Genomic DNA, 15,797 nt, shown 5'->3' with positions numbered 1-15,797 from the left:
GACCAAATTAGTTCGTTGTCATCTTACAAGTTTATTCTTGAAGCCCTATTCTATGCAGCTTCATATTAAATTGGTATTACGAATATTGCTTTTGCAGTTATGTTTAGCAGCAAACTCTGAAAACAGAGTCAATCCATTTTCTATTGTCGGTCTAGTTAGAGAGTAACAACGATAATTATTATCCAAAATGTATTTCAACCGTTTTTTGAGGTACTTCTGCTTTTGTTTAGATAAATGAGAAACACTGAGTTCATATACGCCATAGTTTTTTTTGTTAATAACCTCAGCAATTGCTTCGTTTCCAAACTCACGATATGCAGAGAACTGACTGCCAAAGTCGATAATTACTTGGTCTGTCCGACAAGCACCTCCCTTGGCCCATTTAAAATTTCCAAAATGCTCGGGAATACCAAAATCACGCTCTTCTGAATTTAGTACCGAGTATCTAGCTGGATGAAGAATGTAGTAGTCAGGTTGCTTTGAGTCTCTGGGCTGAGCCAGTAAAAATTCATTAGCTGTAATTGATGAAATAGCTCGGCTTCCGTCGTGGACATCGTTCTCAATCTCCTTGAAACGATATGAAAGCACTTGTGTGTCAATAATTGTATTCACAACCCAGTCCTCTCGATAAACCACTTATCCCCGAAACTTGGGAACCTAACTACTAATTTTACCCCGCTCGCACTATAAATTTTTCTGTAGGTGCAAATTACCGCGAAAAGCTTTGGCCTGAAGGTTTTTAGGACTGATCGATCGCACTTTTATTTCTGCTTGACAGACTCAGCCAACCGCTTCGCATTCTCCCGCCGAAGAACATTAATCGGACTGTTGCGAGTATCAGCTTCTAGGGTTACTTATTGTAACTAAGAATCTGTAGTATGTTCCAATCCCTTTTAAGTTTTGACCAAGAATTTCTTGATGGTACAAGCCCCCGGATTTATCCGTGGAATCCATCCAAAGTCTAAAATCTAAAATCCTCAAGAAAGAGCATTTATCCGTGGGGTCAATCTAAAATCTAAAATCTAAAATCTAAAATCGATTGACTCGATCGCCCCTTAACAAAGGCTAGGTATTAACCATTAAAGCCCTTTGAATCCCACTTCCATATCCATCTCTTTTGCCGGACTTACAGGAGGTTGAGGCGCGGATTGGCTTTGGCGAAAAACGCCAATTTGATTGAGAACGATCCCGATTAAAATGATGCTGCCGCCGATGTATTGAGCTGTTGTTGGCGTTTCAGATAAAATCAAATAGGCGGCTAAAATCCCCGCGATCGGACTAAACGAACTGGCGAGGGATACATCTGCAGCGCCCGTCGTTTTTAGTCCCGTAAACCAGCACAGTTGTCCGCCAACAACAATAATCGCACCATAGACGAGCATCCACTGCCAGAGGAAGGGCGCAAAAACATCGATAAAGTGGGTGGGAGTATATAAGATTAAAACGACAATAAAGAAAACAACTGTTCCCAGTGCTGTTCTGATAATAGAGAACAATCCTAACGGAATTTGTTTGAGCGTGACTTTACTAATAATCGTCGAAATGGCTAAGGCGATCGCCCCGGATGCTGCCATGAATTCGCCTTTGCCGATCGTCAATCCGCCCATGTCCATCATATCAGCGGTCGGTGCTTGCAATACAATCGTCAGTGCAACACCCACAAACGAAACGATCGCCCCCGCAATCACCCAAAGATTGACGCGATCGCCCAAAATTAGAATAGACAGCGCTAAAATCAGAGGCGGCTCGATGCGTCCAATCAGTACCACATTATTGACAGCGGTTAAATCCAACGCCATAAAAGTTAAGGCTGGAGCCAATGCCCCTGATAGCAAAGAAATTCCGATCAACCCCCACCATGTTTTACAGGGAATCGATCGGAAAGTTTGCACCGTACATTGCTGGCGATAAACCACGAATAAAACTGCTAACGCGCAGAGATTCCCTACAAATAAAACATTACAAAGTGAAATCAAGTTTCTGCCGTTGATCGTATTCTGGACTCCTAAATCGGTCAGTTTGCGAATGACAGAGTTAGAGGCAGCAAAAATGAGGATTGCTAGTAATAAATAGGTTCGTCCAGGGATGCGGTTGAATAATTGAGACACGATAATAGGAACATGAATATATGATGCGTTCTCTTCTTTATACCACTGTTTCATCTGCGGTAATTCCTTACAGAAATATACAAAAAAATCCCCCGCCAGAAGGCGGGGGATTTGATTTAATTACCTACAAAACCAGAGTTCAGAGTTACCCGAATTTCCCGGCTGTCGAGGCAATTACAAAGGCCGCGTAAGTGAGGACGTTGCCCACAGTAAAGTGAACTAAGCCAACCAAACGACCTTGGACGATGGACAAAGCAACAGGCTTGTCTTTCCAGCGAACCAAGTTAGCCAAAGGAGTGCGCTCGTGAGCCCAAACCAAAGTCTCGATCAACTCTTGCCAGTAACCTCTCCAAGAGATCAGGAACATGAAACCAGTTGCCCAAACGAGGTGTCCGAATAAGAACATCCAAGCCCAGACTGACAAGTTGTTAGTACCATACGGGTTGTAACCGTTGATCAACTGAGAAGAGTACAGCCAGAGGTAATCGCGGAACCAGCCCATCAGGTAGGTAGAAGACTCATTGAACTGAGCCACGTTACCTTGCCAGATGCCCAGGTGCTTCCAGTGCCAGTAGAACGTTACCCAAGCTAGGGTGTTCAACATCCAGAATACAGACAGGTACATCGCGTCCCAAGCAGAGATGTCGCAAGTACCGCCACGGCCGGGGCCGTCGCAAGGGAAAGCATAACCGAAGTCTTTTTTGTCCGGCATCAGCTTAGAACCGCGTGCATCCAGAGCGCCCTTGACCAAGATCAAGGTGGTGGTGTGCAAGCCTAGTGCGATCGCGTGGTGAACCAAGAAATCGCCAGGTCCGATCGCCAAGAACAGAGAATTAGTACCGCTGTTGATCCCGTCCAACCAGCCTGGGAGCCATACGTTGCCGTAGTTGGGCCAAGCGGTAGAAGCAATGCTGTCAGGGTTAGACAACAGCACGTCCATGCCGTAGAGAGCTTTTCCGTGAGCAGCTTGGATGAACTGTGCGAACACTGGTTCAATCAAGATTTGCTTTTCAGGAGTTCCGAAAGCGACTACAACGTCATTGTGAACGTACAAGCCGAGAGTGTGGAAGCCCAAGAACAGCGACACCCAGCTCAAGTGAGAGATAATCGCTTCTTTGTGCTGCAACACGCGATCGAGGACGTTGCCTTTGTTTGCTTCAGGATCGTAGTCCCGCACCAAGAAGATAGCTCCGTGGGCGAAAGCGCCGACCATGATGAATCCAGCAATGTACTGGTGGTGGGTGTAAAGCGCAGCCTGAGTCGTGAAGTCCTTACCTATAAAAGCGTAGGGAGGCATCGCGTACATATGCTGTGCTACCAGGGAGGTAATTACGCCCAAAGCAGCGAGGTGAAATGCCAGTTGGAAGTGCAGCGAGTTGTTGTAGGTTTCATACAAGCCTTGGTGAGGCAAGTTGAACTGCCCTTCACTCTTGCCGCCGACCAAACCAGCCTTAGAATCCAACATCTCTTTGATGCTGTGACCGATACCGAAGTTAGTCCGGTACATATGACCGGCAACGATAAACAGAACTGCGATCGCCAAGTGGTGGTGAGCGATGTCTGTCAGCCACAGGGATTCTGTTTGAGGGTGGAAGCCACCCAAGAAAGTCAGAATTGCGGTTCCAGCGCCTTCGGAAGTACCAAAGACATGGTTCGCTGCATCTGGATTCTCGGCGTATACGCCCCAGTTACCAGTGAAGAACGGAGCCAAACCGGCCGGGTGAGGCGGGGTAGACAAGAAGTTGTCCCAACCTACGTGCTGTCCGCGAGATTCGGGGATAGCAACGTGAACCATGTGACCAGTCCAAGCCAAAGAGCTGACACCGAACAAACCAGCCAAGTGGTGGTTGAGGCGAGATTCAGCATTTTTGAACCAAGACAAGCTGGGGCGGTACTTGGGCTGGAGGTGCAACCAACCTGCGAACAGGAAGACAGCCGCCAGTAGTAGCAAGAAGATAGCTCCTTGATACAGGTCGGCGTTTGTCCGAATCCCTTGGGTGAACCACCAATGGTAGACACCAGAGTAAGAGATATCCACCGGGTTAGAAGCGCCCCCTTGAGTGAAAGCTTCTACAGCAGGAGCGCCGAATTGCGGGTCCCAAATCGCGTGAGCGATCGGGCGGACGTTTAGGGGGTCTTTAATCCACTGTTCAAAGTTACCTTGCCATGCTACGTGGAACAGGCTGCCCGAAGTCCACAAGAAAATGATTGCTAGGTGGCCGAAGTGAGAAGCAAAAATCTTTTGGTAAAGATTTTCTTCGGTCATGCCATCGTGGCTTTCAAAGTCGTGTGCTGTGGCAATCCCGTACCAGATCCGCCGTGTGGTCGGGTCTTGGGCAAGGTCTTGGCTAAATTTTGGAAATTTCGTTGCCATAAGCCTTGATTAATCCTGAATCCTGAACAAAATTGAAGGGATTCGGTTCGGAGTTTGGATTCTCGATTTGAGATTCCTCCCAAATCGAGAATCCAAAACCTAGGGGTAGTTTACCCTACCGAAATGATTCGCGCTAGGAAAAATGCCCACGTAGTGACAATTCCTCCTAGGAGGTAGTGAGCTACACCCACAGCCCGACCCTGAATAATGCTCAGAGCACGAGGCTGAATCGACGGAGCTACCTTGAGCTTGTTGTGAGCCCAAACAATCGACTCAATCAGTTCTTGCCAGTAGCCACGGCCGCTGAACAGGAACATCAAGCTGAAGGCGAAGACGAAGTGTCCAGCTAGGAACATCAAACCGTAGGCCGACAGTGCCGAACCGTAGGACTGAATTACCTGAGAAGCTTGCGCCCAAAGGAAGTCCCGCAGCCAGCCGTTAATCGTGATCGCACTTTGTGCGAAGTTGCCACCGGTAATGTGAGAAATTGTGCCGTCTGGCGATACTGTTCCCCACACGTCCGACTGCATTTTCCAGCTAAAGTGGAAAATCACGATCGAGATGCAGTTGTACATCCAGAACAAGCCTAGGAACACGTGATCCCAACCAGAAACTTGGCAGGTGCCGCCACGGCCGGGGCCGTCGCAAGGGAACCGGAAGCCCAAGTTGCCTTTGTCAGGAACCAAGCGAGAACTGCGTGCAAACAACACGCCTTTCAAAAGAATCAGGACTGTAACGTGAATGGTGAAAGCGTGGATGTGGTGGATCATGAAATCCGCCGTACCCAACTCGATCGGCATCATCGCTACTTTGCCGGCGACTACTACTGCACCGCCGCCAAAAGCGTGGCTGACGATTTCCGTAGCATTAGGCGCTGTTGTGCCCGGAGCCAACGCGTGGATGTTTTGCACCCACTGGGCAAATATCGGACGCAACTGAATCCCGGTATCCGAGAACAAATCTTGAGGACGACCGAAAGCCCGCATCGTGTCGTTGTGAACGTACAAACCGAAGCTGTGGAAGCCCAAGAATATACAAACCCAGTTCAGGTGGGAAATGATCGCATCTCTATGACGGATCACGCGATCGAGCAGGTTATTGACGTTGCCGCTCGGTTCGTAGTCCCGAACCATGAAGATTGCCCCGTGAGCGGCTGCTCCAACAATCAGGAATCCGCCAATCCACATGTGGTGGGTGAAGATGGACAACTGAGTCGGGTAGTCCGTCGCGATGTAGGGGTAGGGAGGCATCGCGTACATGTGGTGGGCGACGATGATGCTCAGAGAGCCCATCAGTGCCAAGTTAATCGAGAGTTGCGCGTGCCAAGAATTAGTCAGGATTTCGTAGAGACCTTTGTGACCTTCACCAGTGAAGGGACCTTTGTGGTTCTCTAGGATTTCTTTCATGCTGTGGCCGATGCCCCAGTTCGTCCGGTACATATGACCAGCGACGATGAACAGCACTGCCAAAGCTAAGTGGTGGTGTGTTGTATCAGTCAGCCACAAACCGCCTGTGGTGGGGTTCAGACCGCCTTTGAAGGTCAGGAAGTCTGTGTATGCGCCCCAGTTGAGGGTGAAGAAGGGGGTTAAACCTTTAGCGAAACTCGGGTAGATGTCAGCCATCAAGCCCGGTGTCAAAATCCACTCGTGCGGCAGGGGGATGTCGGCAACTGTTTTGATCAGCTTGCCGCCGACTGTCAGCGGTGAACCTGCATCGATCGCGTCCATGCAAGCGTTGATCGGCAGCGACACGTGAATTTGCTGTCCCGCGTAGCCCAAGCAGCCGCAGCCCAACAACACAGCCAAGTGGTGGTTCATCATCGATTCCACGTTCTGGAACCATTCCAGTTTCGGAGCGCGGACGTGATAGTGGAACCAACCGGCAAATAGCATCAGAGCTGCCATTACCAGGGCGCCGATCGCAGTGCAATATAGCTGGTATGAGTTAGTGATGCCGTTGGCGCGCCACCACTGGAATAGACCAGAGGTGATCTGAATTCCGTGAAAGCCGCCGCCTACATCTGCATTTAAAATTTCTTGACCAAAAATCGGCCAGACCACTTGAGCGCTGGGCTTGATGGCTGTAGGATTTGTCAGCCAAGCTTCGTAATTGGAAAATTTAGCGCCGTGGAAATATGCGCCACTGATCCACACGAAGATTACTGCCAAGTGGCCGAAGTGAGCGCTAAAGATTTTGCGCGAAACGTCTTCTAAGTCACTTGTATGACTGTCAAAGTCGTGAGCGTTAGCGTGGAGGTTCCAAATCCAAGTGGTGGTTTTTGGCCCCTTAGCTAGAGTGCGATCAAAATGGCCGGGTTTTGACCACTTCTCGAAAGAAGTTGGAACCGGATTCTTATCGACTACTACCCTAGCTTTTACCTCTCGCTCTGGAGGACTAATGGTCATGAAGACTCTCCTCTCGGTAAGACAAGGAACGAGAACTGAATACTGTACCGGACACTCCCCGCGCTTTATGAGGCGGGGGATTCTCGAAAAAGCCGACACTGCACTACACTTTACTCTTTGCAGAGTTAGACGCAGGTGCATCGTCTCCCCAAGCATTTTGCTTCTGTGAAGAAGCCAGTTTCCCAGTGTCGCTAACAATGTGACTGGGTACTGCCAACTCTTCTCTCCAGATGAGCCGCCGATCTCGTCTTTGATTCAGACTTGATACGGCTGCTCCTTTTGAGGGAGTTTTATGAATTATAAGCTTGCTAGAGGAGTATTAATCGCTTGTTAACAATACTTAAAAAAGGCTCAATTCTTGATGTAATAACGCCTTTAAATCCCACAGTCCCTCGAAAAAGTCAAGGGGTACTGCCATTAACTTTACAAAACTCAAAGATAAAGTAATTTAGGAATACTCATTTGTAGATATATGTTTGGGAAAAAGGCTGCGGGAATTAAGAGTCGGAGAGGATGGGTTGCCCGCTGCTGCCTCAATCCTGCCTCCTAGGAGCCTTTGGAATTCATGAGCTGCAATTCCCCTATACTAAATTCATTTTTGGGCTATAGTTCCCTATGAGAAGGCTTCTAGGAGTATGGTTGCGTGATTGGGATCAATTGGCACAGAACGGTTGCGGGCAGGCTGCTGGCATTGTTCGCAGTAGCAGTATTAATTTTGGGTTTAGCAAGTTGTGGCGCGGGCCATCCCGAATTGCCCAAATCTGGGAACAAGAGCGGCTCAGCTACCGCCCCAGTAAACAGAATTTCAGAGGTTTCTCCGCCAGAAGCCATTCAACAACTGCGTCAGGCTCTAGAAATCTACCAGCCTCAAATTAGTATTTTGAATCTAAAACCTGACGAAGTGCTTCAGGATATAAATGTGTCTGTTCAGTTCCAAGTGAAGGACTTGCCCATTTTCAAAGATGCAAACTTGGGTTTGGGCCCCCATCTGCAAGTTTTATTAGACAACCAACCTTATGCAGCAGTTTACGACATCAACCAACCTTTAACGCTGTCCGACTTAGAACCCGGAACCCATACCCTGCAGGTGTTCGCCGCTCGCCCTTGGGAAGAAAGCTTTAAAAACGAAGGTGCCGCTGCTCAAACCACCTTTCACGTTTTTACCAAAACAGACGACAATAATCCCGATCGAACATTGCCCCTATTAACGTACAACAGCCCCCAAGGCAGCTACGGGGCAGAACCCATTCTGCTGGACTTTTACTTGACAAATGCCCCCCCGCACGAAGTGGCGCAAGAAAATCCCCAAGATGAAATACTCGATTGGAAAATTCGAGCCACAGTGAACGGCCAAAGCTTTGCGATCGACCAGTGGCAACCTATATATCTTAAAGGATTCAAACCAGGGAAAAACTGGGTACAGCTAGAATTAATTGACGAAAGAGGAAAAATTGTCAAAAACGCCTTTAATAATACAGCCAGACTGATAAATTACCAACCCCTCGGTCAAGATCCTCTTTCAAAATTAGTGCGGGGCGAACTAACAGCTGCAGAAACTCGCGGTATAGTCGATCGTAGCTACCAAGCCCCCGAACCGCCACCAACCCCAACCCCCGAAGCGACACCGACACCTGCATTAGAAAAAACACCAGTTGTCCCACCCTCACCAGCGGTTCCAGAAACCCCTGTTACTCAACCGAGCTTAGAGCCAACAATCGCTCCGGCAGTTGAGCCCGTTAAAATAATAGAACCAACACCCACAGCAACCCCCCAACTTGAAGCGCCAAAAATTGTAGAACCAATTCAAGTAATAGAACCGACACCGACAGCAACCCCCCAACTCGAAGCGCCGAAAATTGTACAACCAGTTCAAGTAATAGAACCGACACCGACAGCAACTCCACCGTTAGAAACCCCGAAAGTTGTTGCACCAATTCAAGTAATAGAACCGACCGCAACACCATCTCCCCAAACAAAAAAACAGGAATATAAAGGATACTACAATCGGTTCCGCAACTTCTTGCGTGAAGAACCGCAACCTGCTAATCCTTCATATCCGCCAACCCTGCCAGAAATCACAGAAAAAGCTCCAGTACCAAAAGTAGTCGCTCCCGCGATACCAGAAGAGTCTCCCAATCTTGTTCCGCCAACGCCACCAGTTGCCGCTGAAACTCCTAGCCAGCCAACCACCGAATTAGCAGATCCCAAAACAACTGTTTCCGAACCCGAAAATCCGCCCAAATCCGAACAAAAAGTTGAATTTGCCACCTAAAAAAAACTTTCTGCATTCATCTGCGTTCATCCGCGTAAATCTGCCTACATCGGCGGTCAAAAATCAAAAATTAGGACACCAAAAAATGACCTACCTCGAAACAGCAGCCAAATTCTACAGCGATGTTGCCGAAACACCCCAAATCGGACTTTGCTGCGTCCAAAGCAGTCCCTTGCAATTGCCAGGATTAAAAATTCCCGAACAAATGCAAGAAATGAATTATGGCTGCGGCACAACCGTTCACGCCGCCGAACTTGTCGGCAATCCATTCGTGCTTTATGTAGGCGTCGGCGGCGGCCTAGAAGCACTACAATTTGCATATTTTTCTAGACACAAAGGAGCGGTTATTGCCGTCGATCCGGTTCCAGCAATGCGAGATGCGGCTGCAAGAAACTTGCAAATAGCCGCCCACGAAAATGATTGGTTTGATCCGAGTTTTGTAGAAATTATAGAAGGCGATGCTTTTGCGTTGCCAGTCCCGGATGCTTCTGTAGATGTTGTCGCCCAAAACTGCTTGTTTAATATATTTGAACCTGCGGATTTAGCTAAAGCATTAAAAGAGACTTATCGGGTATTAAAACCCGGTGGCAGGTTGTTGATGAGCGATCCGATAGCAACTCGCCCCATTCCGCAGCATTTGAAAGAAGACCAACGCTTGCGGGCCTTGTGTTTGTCCGGCGCTTTGACATACGCAGAATACGTTCAACACCTTGTAGACGTTGGTTTTGGGCAAGTAGAAGTGCGGGCGAGAAGGCCTTACCGATTGCTGGACAAACACAATTATCAGTTAGAGGCGGATTTGCTGTTAGAAAGCCTGGATTCGGTGTCTTTCAAAGTGGATGTACCTGATGACGGAGCTTGCATTTTCACGGGCAAGACGGCGATTTATACGGGGTCTGAAGAGCTGTTTGATGACGGGGCTGGTCACGTTTTGCAGCGGGGAGTTCCGGCGGCGGTGTGCGATAAAACTGCTGGGAAGTTGGGCGGATTAATGCCAGATAAGGTGTTAATTACGGATTCGACTTGGCATTATAACGGCGGCGGTTGCTGTTAGATTTTATTCTGGTCGATCGCAATTGCGATCGACCAGAATAAAATTAAAGGTGTCTTGGTTATTTGGGAAAATAATTGCAGGGAAAAGCAACGATAAAATTTGGGATAAGCAAGAGGAACCAATGACTGAAGCTGTTATTTCTCTGGTTCATCAAATAAAATTTACAAGGGTGGCGACATCAGGCCATTTTTGGATTCTAGATACTGGTATACTATGATCACCAGTTAGTTATTTAATATTTTGTATTCATGGTAAATATGTCAATAATCTCCAACATCGCCTCTGAAGTGGAAAGTGACTTTCTGGGAGAGATTGATAACCTTGACAGGCAATTAAACGATCGGTTTCAAGACAAGTTTGTAGTCCAGCCCTCGCTTACGCGACTTTTGGTTAGTTTTCAGGCTAACAAAACTAGACCCATTTATAGGTGGTACAAGTATAAGGAAGCTTTCTCCGCTTCTCTGGTAGAGTTTTTATTCCAAAAATACCAAGTCATTCAAGGCAAGATTTTAGATCCTTTTACAGGTAGTGGAACTGCTTTATTTGCTGCTAGCGACTTGGGAATAGATGGTGAGGGGATTGAATTATTACCTATTGGTCAACATATAATTAATACCAAAATCCTTTTAGACACTGCCTTCACTCTTGATGATTTTCAGCGGCTAAAGACATGGTTTAATTTGCAAATATGGAAACAATTTGAAAACCCAGTCCCTCTGCCAGAATTGAGAATCACTAAAGGGGCTTACTCCGAAGAAACTCAAAGAGAAATTGAGCAATATCTTGGAGCTTGTTATCAAGAAAATATTAATGTTCAATCAGTTTTAGTCTTGACTTTACTGTGTGTTTTAGAATCCGTAAGCTATACACGCAAAGATGGACAATATCTTCGTTGGGATTACCGTTCGGGTCATGGGCAGTCAAAGAAGTCCTTCAATAAAGGTGAGGTTCTTGAGTTCAGTAAAGCTATTACCCAAAAAATTAATGAACTTGTTAACGACTTAGAACCTCCTACACAACAACTTGAGCTTTTTCAAACTCAGAATAATCAAGGCAAAATTAATTTGCATCAAGGTTCTTGTCTGAAGATAATGCCCGATTTGCCGGACTCTACATACGATGCTATCATCACATCTCCACCCTACTGCAATCGATATGACTATACTCGCACCTATGCACTAGAGCTAGCTTTACTAGGAATTTCTGAAAAGGAATTAATTAATCTGCGTCAGGAAATGCTAAGTTGTACGGTTGAGAATCACCCCAAAGATTTATTGGCTATCAATCAGGCTTGGGAAGTAGCTTTAAGTATTGCTAATTCGCAAACTCTCTTGCAAGCTATATTAAGATACTTAGACAGCCAAAAGTCACAGGGTATATTGAACAACAATGGTATACCAAGAATGGTAAGAGGATATTTCTATGAAATGGCTTGCGTAATACAAGAAAGCTTTCGTATCCTTAAACCTGGGGCATTTTTGTTTATGGTTAATGACAATGTGCGCTACGCAGGTATAAGCATTTCAGTGGACATGATTCTTTCTGATTTTGCTGAAAAACTCGGCTTTATTACTGAAAATATTCTAGTCTTACCGGGTGATAAGGGGAATAGTAGTCAACAGATGGGAAATTATGGACGCGCTCCTTTGAGGAAGTGCGTTTATGTATGGAAAAAACAATAACTCGAAGCCTATGTGTGTTTATCGTAACCATCTTCATAGGTTGTGACAATCTTGTCACAACCTATGAAGACACTCGTGCGGGTTTTGTTGCACTGGCCCTAGAAAAAAATCGACGCGCTACACCTTACGTTGCCCAAGCAAGAGCACTTCAAGAAGCTGCGGGTCAAGCTGAGAGTCCTACTGATTTGTTAAATGTTAAGGGCATTGAAATGGGATTGTTGACTGCAGCAGGATTATCTGACAAGTCTCTTGCTCATTTGATGCCAAATGATAAAATTGAAGCTATAAATGGTCTAATCAGGAATTTTCTTGAGCCAGCAGGCACAAGTTTTGTGGAGGAATTGGTCTTTAGATTTCTACTGACTCGTGGTGACACGCTTGGTGGCTCAATGCGTAATGTTGGCGGAGCATTAGCACAAAGAAAACTAACTCGTGCTATCCTCTCGACTCTCACCATTGCTGGTAAGAGATATTACTGGCAACACTCAAAGACAAAAAAGTGGATAGCCATGACAAATGATGACACAGAAATTGAGTTGTCTTTACGTGGGATAAGTTGGGAGAGCGAGCTGGGTAATCGCACATTGATTTATAACCTAACTGTTCCGCTAGTCAGGAGCAATGTGGATTTATGTTTATTTAATCTTGCCCCGACGGAGTTGGTAGCCAGTCAATCCAGCGCAATTGAGCCATCTATCGTGGCACCTTATGTTATTGCATTGGGTGAACTTAAAGGTGGAATCGATCCTGCAGGTGCAGATGAGCATTGGAAAACGGCACAAGCGGCACTAAATCGCATACGCGAAGCTTTTTTCCGGGTTGGACATTCACCTCTGACTTTCTTTGTGGGTTCAGCGGTGGCGACAAGGATGGCGGGTGAAATTTGGGATCAACTGGAAAACGGGATTCTTACTAATGCTGCAAATCTGAATCAGGAGAATCAAGTTGCATCTATTTCTCGTTGGTTATGTAATTTATAAAAGCAAAAACCGTTTTGACTCCGTGTCTGTTTTACCATCCTCCCTCGCCCCCGTCTTGTGACACAGCCATCTTCGCTGTCTCCAAAAGCCCCGGTTTAATCCGCTTTCTTCCCATCCTGCCAAACTTCCCGCTAAATTAAAGAAGTAAAAAAATATTCACCCCCCACCAAGGAGATATCCATGCCTCGCGTCAGAGCACCAGAATTCCCCGGAAACTACCCCTGGCTGAACACCGACAAACCTTTATCCATTGAATCTCTAAAAGGCCGGGTCGTCCTCCTCGACTTCTGGACGTACTGCTGCATCAACTGCTTGCACGTCTTGCCCGACTTAAAATACCTCGAACAAAAATATAAAGATTCCCTCACGGTTATCGGCGTTCACTCGGCTAAATTTGAAAACGAAAAAGAAGTAGAAAACATCCGCCAAGCTATCCTCCGCTACGATATCGAACATCCGGTAATCGTAGACAGCGGCATGAAAGTTTGGCAAAGCTATGCCGTTCGCGCTTGGCCGACTTTAATGGTGATCGATCCTGAAAGTTATGTCGTCGGCTTTGTTTCCGGTGAAGGCAATAGAGAAGCACTTGACGAGTTAGTTGGCAAGTTAATTGCTGAATACAAAGATAAAAATGCGCTCAACTTTAAAGAACTCCGTTTTAGGTTAGAAAAACAGCGCCAACCTGTATCAACACCGCTGGCTTTTCCCGGTAAAGTGCTGGCATTTGCGATCGCTGCAACGGAGGCAAAACATCTTCACCAACAGGTCGCGCTTTTGGGCGAAATGACTGAAGAAAATGAATCTTTAGATGAAACTGTATTGCCAGGACCTGCTAATTCAGTCATACAAAACTTAGTCGGTTCTTGCTTATTTATTGCCGATTCAGGACACAATAGGATTGTTGTCAGCACCCTCGAAGGTGAGGTGCTGCACGTCATCGGTAGCGGCAAACCCGGTTTAACTGATGGAAACTTTGAAGAGGCGGAGTTTTTTGCACCTCAAGGTATGGCTTTTGATGCAGAAAGCCAAATTCTATATGTTGCTGATACGGAAAATCATGCTCTCAGAAAGATTGATTTTACGACTCAACGGGTAGAAACTGTTGCTGGGACGGGCGAACAAAGTCACGAAATTTCACCCCGCAGCGGCAAGGCTTTAGAAACGCAATTGAATTCGCCTTGGGATTTAGAAAGAGTTGGAAATAGACTTTTTATTGCAATGGCGGGTTCGCACCAAATTTGGGAAATGCAGTTAGACACTGGCACGATCGGCACTTATGCGGGTATTGGCCGAGAATCCTGTGTGGACGGGAATCTTGCAGAATCTGCTTTTTCTCAGCCCAGCGGCCTGGCTACGGATCGATCGGAGTTGTTTGTTGCCGACAGCGAAATTAGTTCGATTCGTGCTGTGGGTATAGATGAAGACCCGAAGGTTCGCACTGTTTGCGGTAGCGGTGAATTGTTTGGTTTTGGGGATAAAGATGGTCGCGGCGATGAGGTCAGGTTGCAGCACTGTTTGGGTGTTGAATACGCTCAAAATTACCTCTGGGTGGCTGATACTTACAATCACAAAATTAAGCGGATCGACCACCGGGGCGGTACGTGCAGAACAATGATTGGAGATGGTACAGCAGGTTTGGTTGATGCTAAAGGTCTCAAAGCTCGATTTTTTGAACCTTCAGGGTTGAGTGCGATCGGGCCTCACTTGTTTGTTGCTGATACGAACAATCATGTAATTCGGAGAGTTGAGTTGGATACGCTGGAAGTCACAACTTTGGATTTCCCCAATTTGTGCCCTCCCGATGTTTGTTTGCCTCAGTAAGCCGATCGACTTTGGGAGCATCTGTTTTGGAGATAGGAATAAGGCCAAAAAATGGTCTGCTCCGTCCCAAACAGGGGTAAGGTGCGCACTGCGCACCCTACAGATACAATGTGTGCGATCGCCAGTATTAAATAATCGCAAAAATCCTCGCCCAAATCTAAAATTCCGAATAACTCAGCAGGGGTAAGGTGCGCACTGCGCACCCTACAGATACAATGTGTGCGATCGCCAGTAGTAAATAATCGCAAAAATCCTCGCCCCAATCTAAAATTCCGAATAGCTCAGCAGCCGCACTATTTTTTCATCATCGTTCAATTCCCCGACAATTCGTCGCACCGGTTTCGGCCAGATTTTAATCAAAGTAGGAGTTGCTGAAATCTGATCTGCCTCAGCTTGGTCTGGATGTTTCAAAACATCAATTACTTTTAAAGTGTAGGGACGATCGAGGCATTGCTCTAAAAACTGGTGTAAAGTTTCGAGGGTGCGTTCGGTGCTGGGGTTGCTGCCGGAAACAAACAGACGCAAAACGTACCCTTGAGTTTGTGGCGGTGGGGTAAGTGCTGTTGGTTTGGGAAGCCGAGTCTGCTGCGATGGCGGAAAGCCCAATGAAGTTACGATCGAACTGCTCCAGTCCGATCGAGCTTCGGGGCTGGCATACTGTACAACTAAGTCGTGATTTTCCCAAAGTTCGGGGAATTCTTGGTGATAAGTAGCAATCGCCATCGGTTCGCACATTTCTTCGCTCCGGGGATGCCACACTAAGTCGCCAGTCCCAAAAATCGCGTTCAGCAGGGTTTGATGTCGCAGCACGGGGGGGTAAGCCTCGGCAGCAACCCGCACCTGCCGATCGCCTGGATCGAGCCAGGAGTCAACGGTTGCCGTGTAGCAAGGTATCAGAAAATGCGGGGGTTCCGACAAACCGAGGATCTCCTGTAGAGCTACGCACAACTGCAAATGCCAGCGAGTTTGCTTGTGGGGGTCTATGCAATAGATTAAGTCTCCCCCTGGTGTAAACAGCGCAATGCCTTTGAAAATTTCTGGCAAAATTGGGCGATCGACTTTCAATTCAGTACACCAATAACAGTTAACAGTTAACAGTTA

The 15,797-nt window shown here is 46.9% G+C and carries 10 protein-coding genes; 5 read left to right on the top strand and 5 right to left on the bottom strand.

Annotation, left to right across the window (positions count from 1 at the left end):
* Positions 1-60: 60 nt before the first annotated feature.
* From QUB77_RS11525 to psaA, 4 genes are all read right to left on the bottom strand, one after another.
* Positions 61-612 (bottom strand): hypothetical protein, encoded by a 552-nt coding sequence (locus QUB77_RS11525; protein ID WP_333174089.1) that lies wholly within the window; start codon positions 610-612, stop codon positions 61-63.
* A 467-nt stretch (positions 613-1,079) separates the two neighbouring features.
* A complete protein-coding gene (locus QUB77_RS11520) occupies positions 1,080-2,162 on the bottom strand; it encodes a DMT family transporter (RefSeq protein ID WP_333174086.1) in 1,083 nt (360 codons plus the stop codon).
* A 91-nt stretch (positions 2,163-2,253) separates the two neighbouring features.
* Positions 2,254-4,482 (bottom strand): photosystem I core protein PsaB, encoded by a 2,229-nt coding sequence (psaB, locus tag QUB77_RS11515; protein ID WP_333174083.1) that lies wholly within the window; start codon positions 4,480-4,482, stop codon positions 2,254-2,256.
* 110 nt (positions 4,483-4,592) lie between these two features.
* Entirely contained in the window at positions 4,593-6,887 is a 2,295-nt protein-coding gene (psaA, locus tag QUB77_RS11510; RefSeq protein ID WP_333174080.1) for a photosystem I core protein PsaA, read from the bottom strand.
* 643 nt (positions 6,888-7,530) lie between these two features.
* On the opposite strand from psaA, the gene QUB77_RS11505 reads away from it, so the two are divergent.
* The 5 genes from QUB77_RS11505 (at position 7,531) to QUB77_RS11485 (ending at position 14,696) form a co-directional block, all read left to right on the top strand.
* The gene (locus QUB77_RS11505) at positions 7,531-9,159 is read left to right on the top strand and encodes a hypothetical protein (RefSeq protein ID WP_333174078.1); all 1,629 of its coding nucleotides are present in this window, start codon (positions 7,531-7,533) and stop codon (positions 9,157-9,159) included.
* An 85-nt stretch (positions 9,160-9,244) separates the two neighbouring features.
* A complete protein-coding gene (arsM, locus tag QUB77_RS11500) occupies positions 9,245-10,213 on the top strand; it encodes an arsenosugar biosynthesis arsenite methyltransferase ArsM (protein ID WP_333174075.1) in 969 nt (322 codons plus the stop codon).
* 257 nt (positions 10,214-10,470) lie between these two features.
* A complete protein-coding gene (locus QUB77_RS11495; RefSeq protein ID WP_333174073.1) occupies positions 10,471-11,895 on the top strand; it encodes a site-specific DNA-methyltransferase in 1,425 nt (474 codons plus the stop codon).
* A complete protein-coding gene (locus QUB77_RS11490) occupies positions 11,880-12,875 on the top strand; it encodes a type II restriction endonuclease (protein ID WP_333174071.1) in 996 nt (331 codons plus the stop codon). Before QUB77_RS11495 ends, QUB77_RS11490 begins: the two co-directional genes overlap by 16 nt.
* A 180-nt stretch (positions 12,876-13,055) precedes the next feature.
* Positions 13,056-14,696, top strand: a complete 1,641-nt coding sequence (locus QUB77_RS11485; protein ID WP_333174069.1) for a thioredoxin-like domain-containing protein — start codon at positions 13,056-13,058, stop codon at positions 14,694-14,696.
* A 264-nt stretch (positions 14,697-14,960) separates the two neighbouring features.
* Here QUB77_RS11485 and QUB77_RS11480 read toward each other — a convergent pair whose 3' ends face one another.
* Complete coding sequence (locus QUB77_RS11480) at positions 14,961-15,761, bottom strand: circadian clock KaiB family protein (RefSeq protein ID WP_333174066.1); 801 nt, start codon at positions 15,759-15,761, stop codon at positions 14,961-14,963.
* Between the last annotated feature and the right edge of the window lie 36 nt (positions 15,762-15,797).

This window comes from Microcoleus sp. AT9b-C3 (genome assembly GCF_036705485.1).
Lineage (GTDB): Bacteria > Cyanobacteriota > Cyanobacteriia > Cyanobacteriales > Microcoleaceae > Microcoleus.
The sequence above is the reverse complement of the archived record's forward strand: the minus strand, read 5'-3'. Positions and strand labels throughout refer to the sequence as shown.